The sequence below is a fragment of the Croceitalea vernalis genome (genome assembly GCF_031846405.1).
Lineage (GTDB): Bacteria > Bacteroidota > Bacteroidia > Flavobacteriales > Flavobacteriaceae > Croceitalea > Croceitalea vernalis.
The window spans coordinates 304517-323475 of record NZ_JAVRHU010000003.1; the positions used below are offsets into that span (position 1 = coordinate 304517).

The following is an 18959-nucleotide window of genomic DNA, read 5'->3' on the forward strand; positions in this document are numbered from 1 at the left end:
TAAACTAATAACCATGAAAAACTTATTTTTTATTTCCGCCCTTTTATGTTTTTTTAATTCCCAAAGTCAAGAACACTCCCATAAGAGCACAAGAGCACTTTCTTTTCCTGATATTAGCGGCTACGTTACTTTAAAAACCGATTTGCATCAACATACCGTGTTTTCAGATGGTAATGTTTGGCCCACCATTCGTGTTCAAGAAGCATTGCGAGATAATTTAGATGTTATCTCGTTAACCGAACATATTGAATACCAACCCCACTTAGCCGATATTCCCCACCCCGACAGAAATAGATCTTACCAAATTGCCTTAGAAGAGGCGAAAAATCATGATTTAATGTTAATTCATGGTACCGAAATTACAAGAAGGGCTCCAGCGGGCCACAGCAACGCCATCTTTATTTCTGACGTCAATTCTTTAATGCAAAAAGATTCTGTTGCTCAATTCGCTGCTGCCAAAAGCCAGGGCGCTTTTGTTTTTTGGAATCATCCAGCCTGGTATGCACAGCAACCTCAAGGTAATCCAATACTTAGTAATTTTCAAAAAGAGCGAATTGCCAACAAAGAATTGCATGGTATTGAAGTCATTAACACAACTGACTATTCAGAAGAAGCGTTAGCCATAGCACTTGAAAATGACCTAACAATTATGGGTACAAGTGATATTCATGGTCTAATTGATTGGGACTATATTGAAAAAGGTTATACTAGACCTGTTACCCTAGTTTTTTCTAAAGAAAGAACAAAAGCAAGTTTAAAGGAAGCTTTGTTCGAAGGTAGAACAGTAGCCGTTTTTAATGAACTAATTGTAGGCAAATCTGAATATGTAAAACCTTTATTAAAAGCGTGTATTAAAATAGAGAATGCTACGTATATCTCGAACACCGAAATACTAAAAATTGAGCTAAAAAATATTTCGAGTAATAATATATTATTTGAAAATACAATGGATTATACCTTTTACTCAAGCTCACCAGTTTTTGAAATTAAAGGAGGTGAAACAAAAACATTACAAGTAAAAACCTTAAAAAAACTGACTTCTTTAAACTTGCAATTAAAAGCAATTAGCGCTTATGATGCCCCTAAATCACATCCAATAATTAATTGGTTTATTTCATTGGACTAACTAACGGAAGATAAATTTTGAGGTCGATTAATTTGAATATCAAATTCATTCTTAATTTTATCAAAGAAATTTTTTGGTGTCTTTTCTGAAAGCAATACCCGTTGAGTTTTCATATCAACATCAAAATAAAAACAAGAAAAATCACCACAACATTCTTGTTCTAAATGCTCCATTAAAAACTTGGTGATTTTAGGTCTTAGACGATATTCAAGTTCAACACTCTGTTTTTGTAGGTTTTTGTCTGCGTTATTTGAAAAAATCCAATTAAATTTCACTTGGTTGGTTAAAAATTAGAATTTGGAATATACAAAAAAGTAATCAATAGAATGTTAACCAAATTTAAACTTCGACCAGCGACCGTTTAAGCTATATAATCCTGTAAATATTTATAATTTTTAGTCAATTCACCGTTTTGAGTCATTCTTGCTCTTTCAAGAATTCCATCTTTATCTCCATTAAAAAAGGCAGGGATTACATATTTTGAAAAAGCTTCACCAAAGCCGTCACTAGCATCTCTAGGTAGTTCTGCAGGTAGGTTATCAACTGCCATAACTGCTATGGCGTTTTCTTGTTTATAGTCGATTTCATTTTCTGACTTGGCGTCATAACCATAAATAGGATCAGCAATTGTTGAAGGTCTAATCGTTGTTGCTACTGGACCATCAATATCACAGCTAATATCCGCTACCATTTTAATTTTGAAATCAGGGTGTTTGGCATCTTCTCTTGTATATAAAAAAGGAGCCCCATCTCCATAAAAGTGTCCTGCAATATAAAAGTCAGTCACCTTACTAAATCTAAAAAAATTAGACTTGTAGTCTTCGGGGTTAGCAAAAAAGTCGGCTTTATTACCACGTACACCGTCTTTACGCTTGTTATATTCAGACGCATCTATTTGACAATAAACTGGTTCATTAAAGTCATCGGTCAGATACTCGGCTACATTAACTCTTTTCATATTCATAGCATCCAGCATTTCCTTTGCTCCGTTACCAACACGACCCTTACCTGTAAGTAAAATTTTAATTTTTGGTAATTGAATATTATTAAGCTCAGCAATCAAAGCTTTTTGGTCTTTTAAATCTTCTGCTTTGGGTAAAACAAATACATCATACTTCAGGCCATAAGCACGGATGCCATTATATGCACCAACTATACCGGCATATCGTCCAAAAGCCACCAAACGCTGTCCATTCTGATTAGTGATTACTTCATGATCATATAATTCAATATTCTTCTCTAAAACAGCTTTAAGCAATTTCCTATTGTAGGGTTGTTTTTTTATGGTGTGAGAAAAGAAAAAATACTTTTTGTTTGGTATTAAAGCCTCAATAGGAACTTCTTTTACACCCAACAGCACATCACAATCTTCCATTTCTGACGCCACATTAATTCCTGCTTCTTGATATTCTTTATCAGAAAAAATACGAATTGGCGAAGGCTCAACAATAAGTTCAGCCTTGGAATGTTGTTGAAGAACATTTTTACAAAGTTTTGGTGATAATACAACCCTTTTGTCCGGTGGATTCTTGCGCTCTCTGATGATTCCAAACTTCATATTAGCTTTGGTATAATTATTGACCTAAATTAAGTGGATTACAAAGGGTACGCAAACTTTTCTGCCATAGGTAGATAAATATTGTAACTTTGCCATCCTTTTAAAAATTGTTCATTGAAATAATGGGGCCGACTGGTTTTGACAGCGAGACCAATTGGAATGTAAGCATGCCGAGCTATGGAAGTAATGCTCGTTAAAATCTATTCCACACTTTTAATTGGCGATAATAACTACGCTCTTGCCGCTTAATCTGAATTATAGTAAGATTAGCCTCGTCGCTACTAGGTAGCGAAGCGAGATGTCTCAGAATAGCCCTTGTTGACGGCGATTCATTTTGAGGCACCATAAAAGTCAACATAAGGCTTTTGTTCGCTTTGACAATAGCACTAAAACTTTAAGAAGCTAAGCGTAAGATAGGCGGTTTTTGGTCGGTCTTGCGTCTAAAATTGAACAAAAACTAAGCATGTAGAAAGCCTTTTAATTGCTTGTTTGGACGGGAGTTCGATTCTCCCCGGCTCCACTTTTAGAACACCAAATAAATATAAAATCCTGTAAACATCTGATTTACAGGATTTTTTAATTTTATATATATTCAAATATAGGTAAATAATACCATTCTAAAAGTCACCTATTCGACACCTATTTTAAAAAATAAAAATGGTGTCGATTTCTTTGTAATTCATTCTTTTTTAGGTAATTATAAAACTCTATAATTTATTTTTTATATCTTTAATAGGTATAAATCGATACCTAAAAACCTATGAATTCATTTTCTACACTTTTTTACATAAAAGATGAGCGTCGCGACAAGAACGGAAAAGCGGGTCTATACCTTAGAATTACAGTAGATGGGAGACGAACAGGAATAAGTTTGAACCGAAAAATAGACCCGTCTAAATGGGACTCCCGAATGAATAAATTAAAGGGAAAAGGTGTTGAAGCCGAAGAATTGAATCAGTTTATGACCACAATACGCTATAAAATAAACAGAATACAACATCAGCTTATTGAAGAAGGAAATCCATTTACGGCGGTAGATATTAAAAACATTTATCAAGGAAAGGATAGAAAGGTTAAAATGCTCTTAGAAATTTTTGATGAGCATAACCAACAAATGAAAAAACTAGTAGATAAGGAATTTGCCATCGGAACATGGAAGCGCTATTTCACCACTAGAAATCATATCGCAGAATTCATCCAACATGATTATAAGAGAGAGGATTTACCGGTAAGAAGTGTAGACTTAAAATTTATAACTCGGTTTGACTACTTCATGAAGTCAATAAAAAATTGCAACCATAATAGTGCTTTAAAGTATATTAATAACTTTAAAAAGATTGTTCGGTTGAGTGTAGCGAACGGATGGATTGAAAATGACCCTTTCTATAATTTCAAAGCTAAGTTTAAATGGGTTGACCGCGAATTTCTATCCGCAGAAGAACTACAACGCTTGGTAGACCTTGAAATCAACTGGCCACGAATTGCTATGGTCAGGGATATGTTTGTATTCTGCTGCTATACGGGGCTCGCTTATATCGATGTAAAAAAATTGAATCAAGACAATCTGGTCAGAAATATTGATGGAAATCTTTGGATTGAAGCAAAACGTACCAAAACCAATGCAAAATTTAGTATTCCCCTACTCCCTAACGCACTAGCTGTATTAGAAAAGTACAAAGACCACCCAAAAGTGTTAGATGGAGAATGCGTACTACCCGTTCTAAGCAATCAGAAGGCCAATGCTTATCTAAAGGAAATTGGTGACCTCTGTGGTATTAAAAAGAACTTGACCACACATTTGGCGCGACATACCTTTGCAACAACAGTGACACTTTCCAATGGAGTACCTATCGAGACTGTGGGTAAAATGTTAGGGCATAAAGATTTACGCACTACGCAGCATTATGCTCAAATCATTAATAAAAAGGTTAGTGATGATATGTCGGTTTTAAAGGAGAAATTGTCGGGAATCAATGTTAAGGAAAGCAACAAGAAGTCGATAAATTAAATATCGTTTATTTGCACTTTAATGAAAAAAAACTCACGTCATAATAAACCCTTTACTAAAGGTGCGATTTGTAAAGAGTTATTAATTATGTTGAGAATGGTCTATTTAAACGGTCGCTATAAGTAGACTAAATCTGCTATTTTGCAAGTCTAAATATGTCTTTTTTAAAACTTAAGAACTGAATTAATCTTATCTAAGACTTTTAGTTCTAACTTAGTTATTAAACTTGAAAGCGCTTAGGTACTTGAAAGTGTTAAATTAAATTTTGTAATCGGCCTGCGGCTTGTTCTGCAGTAATATCTCGCTGTGGCGAACCAAACATTTCATAACCTACCATGAACTTTTTAACCGTTGCACTACGCAGTAATGGAGGGTAAAAACTCATGTGCCAATGCCAATGCTCATTAGCTTCTTGGTTCGTAGGAGATTGATGAATTCCACTAGAATATGGAAAAGAACAATTAAATAAGCCATCATAAGCCTTCGTTGTTTTTGAAATCGCCTTTGCAAAAGAAGTTCTTTCTGTACTAGAGAGTTGATTAATATTTGCTGCAACTCTTTTTGGGATAATCATCGTTTCAAAAGGCCAAACTGCCCAAAAAGGAACTACAACTGCAAAATCATCATTTTGATAAATAAGGCGTTCTTTGGCTTTTAATTCTTGAGTTAGATAGTCTCCCAATAAGCTACTATTATTTTCAGAAAAATACGCTTTTTGCCGCTGATTTTTCTTTTCCACTTCATTTGGTAATTCTGACTGACTCCATATTTGTCCGTGAGGATGGGGGTTACTGCAGCCCATTACAGCTCCTTTATTTTCAAAAATCTGCACATAATTGATGAAGTCAATTGCACCGAGTTCTTTGTATTCCTTTTGCCAGACTTCAACCACTTTAGTAATGGAAGCAACATCCATATTCGCTAAACTCTTAGAATGGTCTGGACTAAAACAAATTACTTTACAAATACCCTGTTCACTTTTGGCTTTAAACAATCCTTCGTTTAAAGAAAAGCTAGGTGATGCAGATTGTAAAGCGGCAAAATCATTGGTGAACACAAAAACGTCTTCATACTTTGGATTCTTTTCACCATTAATTCTAGTATTACCTGCGCATAAATAACAAGTTGAGTCATGGCTAGGTCTTTGCTTATTAGATATAGCTTCATTCTGCCCTTGCCAAGGTCGCTTTGCTCTATGTGGGGATACTAAAACCCACTCTCCAGTGAGAATATTATAACGTTTATGGGAATAGTCTTGTAAATTATTCGTCATTACCTCTTCTTTTTTATTAGTTAATGATTCGGGTACCTTTTGAAAGTTTCACACTGTAGACAGAACATTTTTTCTTAAATTCTTTTTTAAATTTCTTGGAAACGTCTTTTTTAAATTCTTTAAACCCTTCTTTCCTAACAAGGTTGATAGTACAACCACCAAAACCACCGCCCATCATTCTAGACCCTAATACATTAGAGTTCTCTTTTGCTTGCTCTACCAAGAAGTCTAATTCTTTACAGCTAACTTTATACTTGTTGCTTAACCCTTCATGAGATTCATTAAGCAATCTTCCTAGAGCTGTAATATTCTTCTTCTGAATAGCCTCTGAAAATTGTTGCACACGTTCATTTTCATTAATAACGTAAAGCACTTTTTGAAAGTCTTCTTTTGAAATATCCGATTCTATAGTATATAAATCTTTTTTTGTGGCATCTCTAAGTGCATTGACACCCAACAAAGCAGATACTTTTTCACATACAGCACGCCTATCATTATAAGCGCTTTCTGATAAATCATGCTTTACATTTGTATTGACCAGCATTAACCTATACCCCTCAAAATCTATATTATATGGTTTGGATTCAACAGTTCTACAATCTAAAAGAAGGGCACTATTTTTAACACCAAACATACTTGCATATTGATCCATAATGCCGCATTTTACACCTGCAAAATTGTGTTCGGCTTTCTGCGATATTAAAATCATTTCATCTTTAGATAACCCTAAATCAAAGAGTTCGTTTAAGCCATAAACAAAACTATTTTCTAATGCTGCGGAAGATGACATCCCTGCTCCAGCAGGAATATCACCTGCAAAAACAGCATTGAATGTGTCAACTTTCACACCAATTTGTGATAACTCACCAACAACTCCAAGCACATAATTTCTCCAACCACCGTTAGGTAAAGGCTTTATATTTTTGGTTTCAAATTCATAAAACTCTTTTTTATTTAACGCATACGTTTTACAGCTTTTAGTATCATTTTTACCAATAGCCAATACAATACCTTTATTAACAGCTGCTGGAAACACAAAACCCTCGTTGTAATCTGTATGATCTCCAATAAGGTTTATTCTACCTGGAGAAAATACAAGCAGAGGCTTGGTTTTAAATTGGTCTTTAAAACTTTGGCTTACTTTTTTAACTATTTTTTTACTCATGATAACTTTGCTAAATAAATATAAAAACTTGGAATATTGAACTGCCTCATAAACCTAAAATGGGTAGATATTAGGTTGTCACCTAATTCAACAATATCCTTTAAAAGAGTCAGTATATCTATTTCAATTGGACGTGTTCTGAAAATTATTATAATGTGTGGTGTCGACGGAAACCGTGACTATATGATTAAATGATTATGACCAATTATACTCATTTAAACTCCTCATTATAAAAAACAGTAGCATCTTGCACCAAAGAATTAATAATTTTTACTTCGTCACTAATTCTATTCTCTCCCCAATTAAAATAAGTAACAAAATCATTAAGAGTAATTTTAATATACTTTGAGACACTAGCTATGTTGAAATACAAACGTCCTGTGCGGCGCACAAAGAAGTCAGATAAACTATTAGTCATTTCATAATGAATACTGAACCAAAGTTCAGCTCTAATAAGGCGTTCTAAAACATCATTATTTTCAAAGGTTTTGGATTTTTCAAGGATAATTTCTGATTGTTTACCATAGGTTGTACACAAATACCAGGCGTGATAAGTATTGGTAATACCCATTTCATATAGTTTCGCCTCCAACTCTTTCTGATATTTTTTTACATTTTTTGAATTTTCAAGGGAGGGTGAGACAAGGGGTATTTCAGCTGTTTCAGATTTTTTTAATTCTGAAATATGTTTTTTCTTCATAGTTTTTAATACAGCTTCAATAACGCGATCTGCCATTTTACGGTAACCCGTTAATTTACCACCTGCAATCGATATTAGGCCACTATCAGAAATAAACAATTCATCTTTTCTTGATAACTCAGAAGGGTCTTTATCTTCTTCGTGAATCAAAGGTCGCAATCCTGCCCAATTAGATTCTATATCATCTACAGTTAGATTTAACTCAGGAAAGGTGTTGTTTACAGCTGCTATAATATAGTTGGCGTCATCTATTGTTGCCACAACCCTATTTAAACTACCTGAATAATTTGTGTCTGTAGTCCCTACATAGGTTGCTCTTCCTCTTGGAATAGCAAAAATCATTCTACCATCGGGCACATCAAAATACAATGGTTGTTTAACCGGTAATTTCTCGTAAGGAAAAACGATATGCACACCTTTGGTTAAATGCAAATGCTTTTTGTTCATTGATTGGTCTTTGGCTCTTAAAGTGTCAACCCAAGGGCCGGCCGCTGAAACATAATTTCTGGCCTTTATTTTTAATGTATTACCTGTGTTATCATCTTTGCAGTTAAGGCTTTTAACCTTATGATTATCATCGTAATTAAACGATTCCATCTCACAATAATTGACAATAGTCGCTCCGTAAGACGCCGCTTTCTTCAAAATCTCTATGGTCAATCTGGCATCATCCGTTCTATATTCTGCGTAAAGTCCACCTCCTAAAACTTCGTCCTTATTGAGTAATGGTTCTTTTGACAAGGTTTCTTTCTTGTCTAACATTTTACGTCTGTCATCTCCCTTAACGTCAGCTAAAAAATCATACACTTGAAGCCCAATTGCAGTCATCATTTTACCATAGGTTCCGCCTTTAACCAGGGGTAATAACATCTTTTCAGGTATAACCAAGTGAGGTGCAAGTTTATGAACTATGGCTCTTTCTGAACCTGATTCTCTTACCAAACCAATCTCAAATTGTTTCAGATAACGTAAACCGCCGTGTATTAATTTGGTGGATTTGTTACTCGTTCCTGAAGCAAAATCATTCTTTTCAACCAAACATACTTTTAACCCTCGAGAAGCTGCATCTAAGGCTATTCCGGCACCGGTTACACCACCACCAATAATGGCTAAATCAAATTTAATCTTCTGTAATTTTGCAATTTGCGCCGTTCTATTTAAAATTGAAAACCCCATCATTTTATCCATCTCCAAAAGCCTAATTTGTTTTTGTTCTTTTAACTGCTTTTTTCCAGCCTTTGTAATTTAATTTTCTGGAATTCTTATCCATTTTAGGTACGAATACTGTATCTATATCTCTAATTTTTGCGATGTCATTTTTGATCCAAATACCAGCTTTTATACCTGCTAATAATGCTGCCCCAAATGCAGTTACCTCAATCATTTTAGGTCTATCTACCTTAACATTAAGAATATCTGATTGAAACTGCATTAAATAATTATTGGCACTTGCGCCGCCATCTACTTTTAATGTGACGCTTTTACTCTTGTAATCTTTTTCCATTGCGCCAATAACATCTTTGGTTTGGTAGGCCAAAGAATTAACTGTAGCCTTGATAAGTTCTTCTCTTCCCGTATCCAAGGTCAGACCATAGATACTTCCCTTAGCTTCCGAATCCCAATGTGGCGCCCCTAAACCAGCAAAAGCAGGTACTACATAAACATTCTTCAATGGGGGAATACTGTTACAAATAGCTTCTGTTTCAGTAGCATTATTTATAATCTTTAGTCTATCTCTTAACCATTGTATAGAAGCACCACCAGCGAAAATACTGCCTTCTAAGGCATAGTTTACTCGCTCATTTTCTAGACTGCATGTTAAGGTGGTAAGCAAACCTTTTTTAGATTCCACCCGCTTTTCACCAGTATTTAAAAGTATAAAGCAACCTGTGCCATATGTACTTTTGGCAATACCTTCTTCAAAACCTCCTTGCCCAAACAAGGCTGCTTGCTGGTCCCCAGCAACACCATAAATCGGTAATAATGTCCCCTTATAATCGATTGATCCAAAATCTGAAGATGAATCTTGTACTTTTGGAAGTACCGATTTAGGGATATTCAATTCTTCAAGTAGTTTTTCATCCCAATCTAGCTTGTTAATATTGTAAATTAAAGTTCGTGATGCATTGGTATAATCAGTGACATGATTTTTGCCTTTGGTGAACTTATATATTAACCAACTATCAATAGTACCAAACATAAGTTTGCCAGCTTCGGCTTTTTCTTGAGCTCCTTTTACATTGTCTAAAATCCATTTTAGCTTGGTACCCGAGAAATAAGAATCTATGACAAGTCCTGTATTCTGTTTAATATAATTTGAAAGCCCTTTATCTTCCAAATCTTTACAAATGTCAGTTGTTCTTTTATCTAACCAAACTATAGCTTTATGAATTGGTTCTCCTGTTATCTTATCCCAAACGACTGTTGTTTCTCGTTGGTTTGTAATACCAACAGATGCGATTTCTTCCGGATTAATACCAGAGCCTGAAATCGCTTTGTTTAAGGTTTCTAATTGATCATTATATATTTCTAAGGCGTCATGTTCAACCCAACCTGATTGAGGATAGTATTGCTTTAATTCTTTTTGAGCAATAGAAATTATATCTCCTTTTTGGTTAAAGACAATCGTTCTGGTACTGGTTGTACCTTGATCCAAAGCTATAACGTATTTTTTAATCATGCTATGAAGTTTAATTTAGAAAATAAAGTAGGTGCTTAGTACCAGAGCTGTAATGATTGCTCCCGCAATAAAGGCATATTTCCAAGGTTCAACACTTACCACATCAGTTGTCAATGGTTGATAATCATTCGGTCTCGGGTACAGTTTAGTAATCAGTAACATGATACCTATATTCAAAACAAACAGTATAGCCATTACATGTAGGAAATGAGGATACGCTTCAGCCTGAATAACACTCAAAGCTTTGGCATCAGTAATTCCGTTTGATACAGCGTTTTCTATAGCTTTAGATACATAAAATGGTTTAATCATGAATTGACTAATCGAGTATAAAACAACCCCGGATATCACACCTACTTTTGCAGCAATAGCCGGTGCACGCTTACTAAAGAAACCGATAACAATTACTGTTAGTATAGGTATGCTATAACAGCCATTGGCCTCCTGAAGCCACGCGAACAAACCCTGAGGTGCATTGGCAATTAAAGGTGCCACAAACATGCCAAGAATACCTAGAACAAGCCCAAACATTTTACCAGCTTTTACGCGTTGTTTTTCAGTAGCATCTTTCTTGAAATATTTTTTATAAAGATCAAAACCAAAGAGTGTTGCACTACTATTAAGCAAACTGTTAAATGAACTCAAAATCGCTCCAAACAAAACAGCTGCAAAAATTCCTGTAAAAGCAGCTGGCAAAACTTTAGCAACCAAGGCCGGATATGCTTGATCTGGCTTGTCTAAATTACCTTCAAAAAGATGCCAAGCAATAATACCCGGTAGTACTACTATTAATGGAATCAAAAATTTCACTAAGGCAGCCAAAATGACCCCTTGTTGCCCTGCTTTCAAGCTTATCGCACCAAACACACGTTGCATAATTACCTGATTAGTACCCCAATAAAACATTTGCACTAACATCATACCGGTAAAAATAGTTCCGAAGGGAATAGAGGCATCAACTTCCCCCTTTACATTAAATTTTTCTGGATTACTCTCCCAAAGTATTGACATGCCATCTGATACATTGCCATCGCCAATAACCATTAATCCAAAGAAAGGAATCAACAAACCTCCTATTAAAAGGCCAATGGAATTTATTAAATCGGAAACTGCCACAGCTTTCAAACCTCCGAAAATAGCATAAAAAATTCCAATGATACCAATTGTCCAGACGCAAACCCAAAGTGTCATGGTTTCAGAAAGCCCTAATAATTCAGGCAAATCAAACATGGTACTAAAAGCCAGCGAACCTGAATATAATACTGATGGAATAACGACTATGACGTAACCTGATAGAAAGAGAACTGTAAGAATCGCTTTAGTCACATGATCAAAACGATCCTCAACGAATTGCGGTATGGTTGTAATACCACCTTTCATATAGCGAGGAAGCAAAAATACCGCGGTAATAATCATTGCAATGGCGGCAAGAGTTTCCCAAGCCATAACCAGAACACCTTCGGTAAAGGCTTGGCCGTTAAGTCCGACAATTTGTTCAGCAGATAAATTGGTTAATAATAAAGATCCTGCTATGGTTATGGCGCCTAAACTTCTTCCACCAAGGTAATAACCATCAGCAGATTTTTCATCTGTTTTTTTGCTAGAATACCAAGCGATGATTGCTACAAGTACTGTAAAACCTAGAAAAGAAATGATTGATAGGAAATCCATATAATGCAGTATTTATTTTTTGGTTAACTGTACCAGACCGGAAGCCGGAACATATAATTCAGTAATGCCTTTATTCAATGTTATCTGCCCTTCTTGAATAGATTTTCCTCTACAATTAAAAATCGAATAAGAATAATTACCTAAATCTAAAGTCGTTCGAACTACTACATTCTCATTCATTTTGGCATTTAGAATATCGATGGTTTTATGCGATTCTTCAAGTTGCACAATATAATCGGCATGCACACCAAAAATTATTTTCTTACCATTACTAACATTTTGAATTGGGTAATTTGCCAATGGATTGGTTGCTTTATACTTACCTTCAGTAATAAGTACTTTATTGCAATACCAATATTCGGTGTAGAATTTAACCATTTCTAAATACTCTTGAGCAAGGTCATTTAAAAAAACTGAAATTTGAGGAACCCCGAATAAGGTATTAATTAGTTGTAAAGCGGCAACCTCAAGAGGTTCATCATCATGCCAAGTAATCATGTCAGAGTGAACAGCGGTATTACCAGCAAGCATACGAATGTCTGCAATTCTGACCCTATTCATGGTAACGTCACCTGGGCAATCAAAAGCACGAAGCATATTACCAAATTTACGCATTGCCGGCCCTACATACTTCTGCCTAAATTCAATGAAAATCTCAGGATTGATTGAATGTAATTTTAACATCACATCAGTCATCAAACGATACACAGCTTCATTAACAGAGGCATAATCTCGACCGTTTTCCATACCCAAAGGAGTGTTTTCATAAAGGCGAAAATCATCAATAAAGTCTAATTTTAATCCATCAAGATTCCAATCTTTTACGGCACTTGCATAAATATCAACCAAATATTTTCGTACCTCAGGATATCTTGGATCAAAAACTGGTGCCCACCGATGATCTTCGGTTAAGAATTTATCTTTGAATTTTTTATAAGCTTCAGATTTAACACCACAAAAAGGAACAGAATACCAAAGAGCAGCCTTCAATCCTATATCGTGAATTTTTTTGATATAATTCTTCATATCAGGAAAACGCGCAGGCTGCCAATCACCTGTATAATCATAGCCCCTATTTGAATCAAGGGTTTGCCACCCGTCATCAATTATAATGGCCTTATACCCTAATTCGTACGCCAACTTACATTCCTTTAATAACAGCTCATGATTCAAGTTTTGATGAAATTGATACCAAGTAGAATACAAGGGAGTTTTTGCTATATCAGGAACCTTTGCAGGTTTTAGATTTTCGAAAGTCTCCCACCAAATTGATACATCATTTAAGGCAGATGAAAAAAGAATTTTTCTGGTATCAATTCTGATTTGGGCTTCAAAATTTTCTATGGGTTGCTCTTCCTCAGAAAAAAAAGTGATGTGGCAATAAAAGCAATTGTCTTCTTCCCGAACATGAGCGTTCATCAATAATTTGCTAATAGCATTTGAGCAAGCAAAAGTTATCACATTCTCATCATTCTGACCAAATAAACTAATGACCGGAGCATCAATGGAAATTCTTGATTCCATATGATTTAGCTCCCAGTCGGCTTGAATCTTTTTGGAGAAGTCTGTAGTGGGTTTCCAAACACCTTTTACATTAATTCCTGGTATTTTCCACTTTAGTGTTATTGGTTTAGGGAAATGTTTTTCTTTACATTCAACTTTGAAATCATAAATTTCCAAACCAATTTCTGAATGATTTTTTTCTATGGTGGAACAGACCGATTCATCAGCTCCAACTATCTCTATAGTCTGTACGGTAGATTCAGCAAAATCAACATTTATCATTTCTTCTTTTCTATTTTTTATAAAATACTTCCGCCTGTTCATTGTGCTGCGTAGCAACAATATATCTTTTATGGTTTTGATCTATAACCTCAATCAAGTGATTTGATTGCTCAGGTACATAAAAACCTGAATCTTTGCTCGGTACAACTTTAAAAAAACCATCCTTTCGAAGTACAAGAATACCTGTTAGGGCATCAAATTTACCGTAGTTTGATTCTGCGGAGTGATCATTGCCAACAGCAAGAAAGTCAATTTGGCCATCAGCATCAAAATCATCAGTCAATATGGTATTAATTGGAGCCACTTGACATTCTTTTGGTAAAGGCAGTAATCTAAATTTACCATTGCCCAAATTTTCAGCATAACAGCTTTCAAAAATATGGGCTGGTAGGGTTTCTTCTGACCAATTTTTTATCTTCATTAGTTTTTCAAAATCTGTTTTGGCAAAAGATTCATACGTGGGATAATCCTTTTTTAAAATTGTTAACTGTTTCATTATATCATCTCTTGTATGAACAGGTAGCAGTTTTTCACCGTTTTCGGTATCAAAATATTTTGCCAATACAGGATCGAAACTACCATTTTGATCAAAATCATTACTGTATACAACTATTGGTTGATCTTGTGTGGGCGACAAAAAACCGTTGACTCCCTGATTTGCCATGATAAAATCAATATCATTATCGTTATCAAAATCGGCTGCTGCTATGTGATTCCACCAACCTGAAGTATTTAAATGCTTGTCACTTTGATCTAACCATTGCACTAAAAGCGGCTCCAGGTTTCCTTTGTTATTTTTGAAGGTTGTGATTTCCATAAATTCTCCGACTACTATTAAATCTTGCCAAGAATCATTATCGATATCTGCCCAAACAGCATGGGTAACCATTCCAATTTCAGAGAAGAACGATTCAAATTTTGATTTAAATTGGGCATTTTCATTTATTAGAAACGAACTACTTGGTGCTGAAGGGTACTCTTTTGGCACAAGTCTTGTTCCCACAAAAAGATCAACATCGCCATCTTTATCAAAATCATTTGGCGCTAAAGTGCTTGTACTTTTAAATGACTTGGGTAGGATGTCTTTATTTTCAACAAAAAAACCTTTACCATCATTGAGATAAATTCTGTCTTGGTAATTTTCTGATTCTTTGTCAAATCTATTTCCACCACTACCAACGTAAAGATCCAAATCGCCATCGGTATCAATATCAAAAAAAACTGCTTGCGAATCATCATAAGCCGAGTCTAATAATTGTTTGGGTTCATAGTTGCCATTTTGATTCTGAAACCAAATGCTACTCGGATTGCCAGAGCTAGCTCCAACAAATATCTCATCACCATCAACACCATCTATATTTGCTGCAATAATGCATGACCCCTTTGAAGTATACTGTTTTGATAACAATCCTTGAAAAGTATATTCATTATTCGCTTTATCTTTTTGTTCATACTCAAATACTCCTTCCGCTCTTGCAAATAAAAAATTGTCTTGTTGTTGTGGTAAAATATTTTCCTCTGCCTCAACCTCTTGAAGACTCAATTTTTGATTTGTTTTGACATCATACTTGGTGGTCACTTTACCGTTTGGCCATATTACCTTCAAAGAATCAATTGCGCTCTTTTTTACACCGAAATGTACAGTAGGTTCTACCGAAGATAAATAACCTCTGATAGTAGACTGATATTGCGTTTGCACTTTACCATTATGATATAACTTGATTTTTGCTCCAATGGCTTTTGTATTATTTTTTCCTCCTATCAAATTAAGACGTAAAAATCTATTTTCTTTATTTTCTGATGCCTTGTTTTCAAGTACAAAAGCATTTTCATTAATATTATTGACAATCAAGTCTAAATCGCCATCCAAATCTAAGTCAGCGTAAGCCGTTCCATTTGAAAAGGACGCTTTCTCTTCAACCCAACTTTTCGAAATATCTTTGAATTCTCCATTAGCCTCTTGTTTATAAAAGAAGTTTGGCAAATAAATTCCTGGCATCTTTGCTATCGATTCTTTCAATCTTCTCTCTTTAGCTTCGGGAGTACCAAAAACAGCATTCTCGTTGGAGTAATTAATAAAATCTAAATCAGTAATGTCTTTTACATACCCGTTCGAAATAAAAATATCTTTGAAACCGTCATTGTCAAAATCAATCATTAACGGTGCCCAGCTCCAATCAGTACTTGAAATTCCTTTTTGAAAACCAACCTCACTAGCTTTTATAGGTTTATCATTAATAAAACCATTGCCTAATTGCAACGTATTGCGTACGTATTGAGAAGAGTAATCATTTCGTTGTGAAAGTAGATACTTGTCATAATTCATACTGCCTAACATCAACTTTTGTCTCTTATATTGTTTTGGCAACATATCCAAAACCAGAATATCAGGAAAAGCATCATTATTGATATCAGCAATATCAACACCCATTGCATTATAGGTTTCATGAGCTAGATACGCTTTGCTTGACTCAACAAATTTATGAGAGGAGTTTTTGTTAGATGCTATATTAATCCACATTAAATCTTCCGTAATAAAATCGTTTGAAACATATAAATCAGGAAGATTATCATTGTTAAAATCATTTATTCCAACACCAAGTCCAAATCCTTTTTTGTTGATATTTAAACTATCTGAAACATTTTTGAACAAGGGGTGGTCTACTCCTACTACCTTATCATTTCTCAATAAATAATCTTTTAAGTGATCCGGGAGGTATCTCTTTGGATATGGAGTATTCTTGTCATAAGTTGTATTTCCGTTATGCACAATATAAACGTCTAAATCGCCATCTAAATCGTAGTCAAAAAAAACGGATTGCTGGGCATAATGGCCATCATCTAGCCCATAGTCTTTTGCTTTTTCAACAAACTTTGGTACACCATCTTCATTTAAACCCATATTCACAAATAACAAATTCGGACAATCATTATTACATGAACTTCCGCCAACATTTAAATAAATGTCATCCCATCCATCAGAATTAATATCGACAATGGCTACGCCTGTAATCCACGATTTGGTAAAAAAATCAGCTTCTTCTGAAATGTCTGTAAAAACTAAATCTCCATTATTCAAATATATTCTTGAAGAAACTTGATTGCCTGTGAAAACAACATCAGGAAGTTCATCATTATTAAAATCTCCAATACCGACACCACCACCGTTGTAACAGTATTGAAAATCAATAATATTGACATCGTCAGTTTCTGTTATGTTATTCGAAAAATTAATATTAGTTGTCTTTGCTGAATGATGAACAAATAAAAAATCTTCAGGTGCAGAGCTACAACCGATTAAGAGAAGTAGCAGCAAAAAAGAAGGAAACCTTATCATAATATGATGTTGAATGAAATATAATTAAAGCCAAGTATTCGCAAAAATACTTGGCTTAAAACTGAACTTAAACTAACTCAACAATTATTAATACCCTGGGTTTTGTACAAGATTAGGATTTGCATCTATTTCAGAAGCAGGTATCCAAACCAATTCATGCTTGTTGGCCTGAAAAGTGCCTCCACTCAAAGATTTTGGGTGTGCACCATGCAAAGAAGTGGCACCCAAATAATCATTTGCCAAGCCCCAACGCACAAGGTCAAAAAATCTATGCCCTTCACCTGCAAGTTCCATGGCGCGCTCCTCAATGATTGCTTGGCGCATGGCTACTTGATCTAAATTTAAATCGGTAATGGTTGAAAGCCCTGCTCTCAGACGAACTTGATCTACGTATGGACCAGCAAGATCAGGTTGGTTACTTTCATTTAATGCTTCAGCCAACATTAACAAAACGTCAGCATATCTTATAACTCTCCAATTGTTTCCAACATTAGTACCTAGAAAATCTACTTGATCTCTAGTTCCTAAATCAAGACCAGCATATTTCTTTGAAAAAATCGGCTCCATGCCAGCATCATTCGCAGTAGCAATGTCATCAGCAAAATCTGTTAAGAAATCTGTACCTCCATATCCTGTTGATCCAGGGTAATCGTAAGCTAAAGTTTCATTCCTTCTTACCTCATCATTATTGGTTTCAAATAAATCTTTTAACCAAGAGTTGACTACATGACTTCTATCAGGGGACTTTGCTGGTGGAGCGTAATCAATATGAAAATTACCCATAGTTCCAGTACCCGGTATGTCAGTACCCCATGCAAAACTTGTCTGCCCTAAAAATTGAAGTTCAAAAACAGATTCTTGATTATTCTCGTTAGTAGTGCTAAAATTTTCGCCATACTGAGCTGTTGGCAATAAACTATATTGTCCCACTAAACTTTGTAAAGCAGTAGCCGCTGCAGGATAATCTTTCATATACAAATAGCTCTTTCCTTTAAGCGCTGTTGCTGCTCCTGAGGTCGGTCTACCTAAGTTATCACCGTCCCAACTTGCCGGTAAAAGTGACTCTGCCATTTCTAAATCGGAAATAATCTGATTCCAAATTTCAGATGCACTGGCTTGATCAACCAATACATTATCCAAATCTGGAAGTCCAACAACCAATGGCACACTACCGTAAATATTAACCAAGTACCAGTAATCAAAAGCTCTCAAAAAATAGGCCTGACCTACCAAACTGTTTCGAGTATCTGTATCTGGAATTCCTTCTTCATTAACATTTTCGATGATATTATTGCAACGGGCAATAGATTTGTATGCTTGTTGCCAAGGTTCAGTTGCCCAACGAGCAGAACCTGGTTCTCCCTGAAAAGTTGACATAGCGGTATTTCCGCCAAATGGGAATACATTGAATTCATCTGATCTTAACATAGCTCCAGTATGGATAATTCTACCCCAAAAGAAAGTATCTGTAATAGGGTGGAAAGCACCATTTACAGCCGCTTCAACTTCAGCAACTGATGACCCAAAATTGGCAGTAGAGGTCGCATTATTATTTTGCTGATCTAACAGTTCATCTGAACAGCCCGACAGGACAACAAAGGCCGTGAAAAACATCAACATTTTTATTGATTTCAAAATCTTTTTCATTTTATAACT

12 protein-coding genes and 1 other RNA gene are annotated in these 18959 nt (G+C 35.2%); 3 read left to right on the plus strand and 10 right to left on the minus strand.

Annotated features, from left to right (window positions below; translation table 11 throughout):
- Positions 1–13 precede the first annotated feature (13 nt).
- Positions 14–1126 (plus strand): Sb-PDE family phosphodiesterase, encoded by a 1113-nt coding sequence (locus RM520_RS11780; RefSeq protein WP_311388150.1) that lies wholly within the window; start codon positions 14–16, stop codon positions 1124–1126.
- On the opposite strand, the gene RM520_RS11785 is transcribed toward RM520_RS11780, so the two are convergent.
- The gene (locus tag RM520_RS11785) at positions 1123–1401 is read right to left on the minus strand and encodes a hypothetical protein (RefSeq protein WP_311388151.1); all 279 of its coding nucleotides are present in this window, start codon (positions 1399–1401) and stop codon (positions 1123–1125) included. The genes RM520_RS11780 and RM520_RS11785 overlap by 4 nt on opposite strands.
- Before the next feature lie 86 nt (positions 1402–1487).
- The gene (locus tag RM520_RS11790) at positions 1488–2684 is read right to left on the minus strand and encodes an NAD(P)-dependent oxidoreductase (protein WP_311388152.1); all 1197 of its coding nucleotides are present in this window, start codon (positions 2682–2684) and stop codon (positions 1488–1490) included.
- Positions 2685–2808: 124 nt separating this feature from the next.
- Between RM520_RS11790 and ssrA the strand changes: the two genes are divergently transcribed.
- Positions 2809–3207: a transfer-messenger RNA gene (gene ssrA, locus RM520_RS11795) on the plus strand.
- 237 nt (positions 3208–3444) lie between these two features.
- Positions 3445–4692: a site-specific integrase gene (locus tag RM520_RS11800; RefSeq protein WP_311388153.1), complete on the plus strand. Its 1248-nt coding sequence runs from the start codon at positions 3445–3447 to the stop codon at positions 4690–4692.
- 253 nt (positions 4693–4945) lie between these two features.
- On the opposite strand, the gene RM520_RS11805 is transcribed toward RM520_RS11800, so the two are convergent.
- The 8 genes from RM520_RS11805 to RM520_RS11840 form a co-directional block, all read right to left on the minus strand.
- On the minus strand, positions 4946–5965 hold the full coding sequence (locus RM520_RS11805) for a UDP-glucose--hexose-1-phosphate uridylyltransferase (RefSeq protein ID WP_311388154.1): 1020 nt from the start codon (positions 5963–5965) through the stop codon (positions 4946–4948).
- A gap of 16 nt (positions 5966–5981) precedes the next feature.
- Complete coding sequence (gene galK / locus RM520_RS11810) at positions 5982–7130, minus strand: galactokinase (RefSeq protein ID WP_311388155.1); 1149 nt, start codon at positions 7128–7130, stop codon at positions 5982–5984.
- Positions 7131–7341: 211 nt separating this feature from the next.
- On the minus strand, positions 7342–9018 hold the full coding sequence (locus RM520_RS11815; RefSeq protein WP_311388156.1) for a glycerol-3-phosphate dehydrogenase/oxidase: 1677 nt from the start codon (positions 9016–9018) through the stop codon (positions 7342–7344).
- A gap of 10 nt (positions 9019–9028) precedes the next feature.
- The gene (gene glpK / locus RM520_RS11820) at positions 9029–10510 is read right to left on the minus strand and encodes a glycerol kinase GlpK (RefSeq protein WP_311388157.1); all 1482 of its coding nucleotides are present in this window, start codon (positions 10508–10510) and stop codon (positions 9029–9031) included.
- Between the two features lie 15 nt (positions 10511–10525).
- Entirely contained in the window at positions 10526–12181 is a 1656-nt protein-coding gene (locus RM520_RS11825; RefSeq protein ID WP_311388158.1) for a solute:sodium symporter family transporter, read from the minus strand.
- A gap of 12 nt (positions 12182–12193) precedes the next feature.
- Positions 12194–13966: a glycoside hydrolase family 36 protein gene (locus RM520_RS11830; RefSeq protein WP_311388159.1), complete on the minus strand. Its 1773-nt coding sequence runs from the start codon at positions 13964–13966 to the stop codon at positions 12194–12196.
- Positions 13967–13976: 10 nt separating this feature from the next.
- Positions 13977–17303 carry a VCBS repeat-containing protein gene (locus RM520_RS11835; protein ID WP_311388160.1) on the minus strand — a complete coding sequence of 1109 codons (3327 nt, stop codon included), beginning with the start codon at positions 17301–17303 and terminating at the stop codon, positions 13977–13979.
- Positions 17304–17390: 87 nt separating this feature from the next.
- Positions 17391–18950, minus strand: coding sequence for a RagB/SusD family nutrient uptake outer membrane protein (locus RM520_RS11840; protein ID WP_311388161.1), 1560 nt, complete (start codon positions 18948–18950; stop codon positions 17391–17393).
- Positions 18951–18959: the final 9 nt, after the last annotated feature.

What these genes read in the sequence shown, in the direction of transcription:
- RM520_RS11780 (WP_311388150.1), top strand. Translation starts at nt 14, where the DNA reads ATGAAAAACTTATTTTTTATTTCCGCCCTTTTATGTTTTTTTAATTCC.
- RM520_RS11790 (WP_311388152.1), bottom strand. Translation starts at nt 2,684, where the DNA reads ATGAAGTTTGGAATCATCAGAGAGCGCAAGAATCCACCGGACAAAAGG.
- RM520_RS11800 (WP_311388153.1), top strand. Translation starts at nt 3,445, where the DNA reads ATGAATTCATTTTCTACACTTTTTTACATAAAAGATGAGCGTCGCGAC.
- RM520_RS11805 (WP_311388154.1), bottom strand. Translation starts at nt 5,965, where the DNA reads ATGACGAATAATTTACAAGACTATTCCCATAAACGTTATAATATTCTC.
- galK (WP_311388155.1), bottom strand. Translation starts at nt 7,130, where the DNA reads ATGAGTAAAAAAATAGTTAAAAAAGTAAGCCAAAGTTTTAAAGACCAA.
- RM520_RS11815 (WP_311388156.1), bottom strand. Translation starts at nt 9,018, where the DNA reads ATGGATAAAATGATGGGGTTTTCAATTTTAAATAGAACGGCGCAAATT.
- glpK (WP_311388157.1), bottom strand. Translation starts at nt 10,510, where the DNA reads ATGATTAAAAAATACGTTATAGCTTTGGATCAAGGTACAACCAGTACC.
- RM520_RS11825 (WP_311388158.1), bottom strand. Translation starts at nt 12,181, where the DNA reads ATGGATTTCCTATCAATCATTTCTTTTCTAGGTTTTACAGTACTTGTA.
- RM520_RS11830 (WP_311388159.1), bottom strand. Translation starts at nt 13,966, where the DNA reads ATGATAAATGTTGATTTTGCTGAATCTACCGTACAGACTATAGAGATA.
- RM520_RS11835 (WP_311388160.1), bottom strand. Translation starts at nt 17,303, where the DNA reads ATGATAAGGTTTCCTTCTTTTTTGCTGCTACTTCTCTTAATCGGTTGT.
- RM520_RS11840 (WP_311388161.1), bottom strand. Translation starts at nt 18,950, where the DNA reads ATGAAAAAGATTTTGAAATCAATAAAAATGTTGATGTTTTTCACGGCC.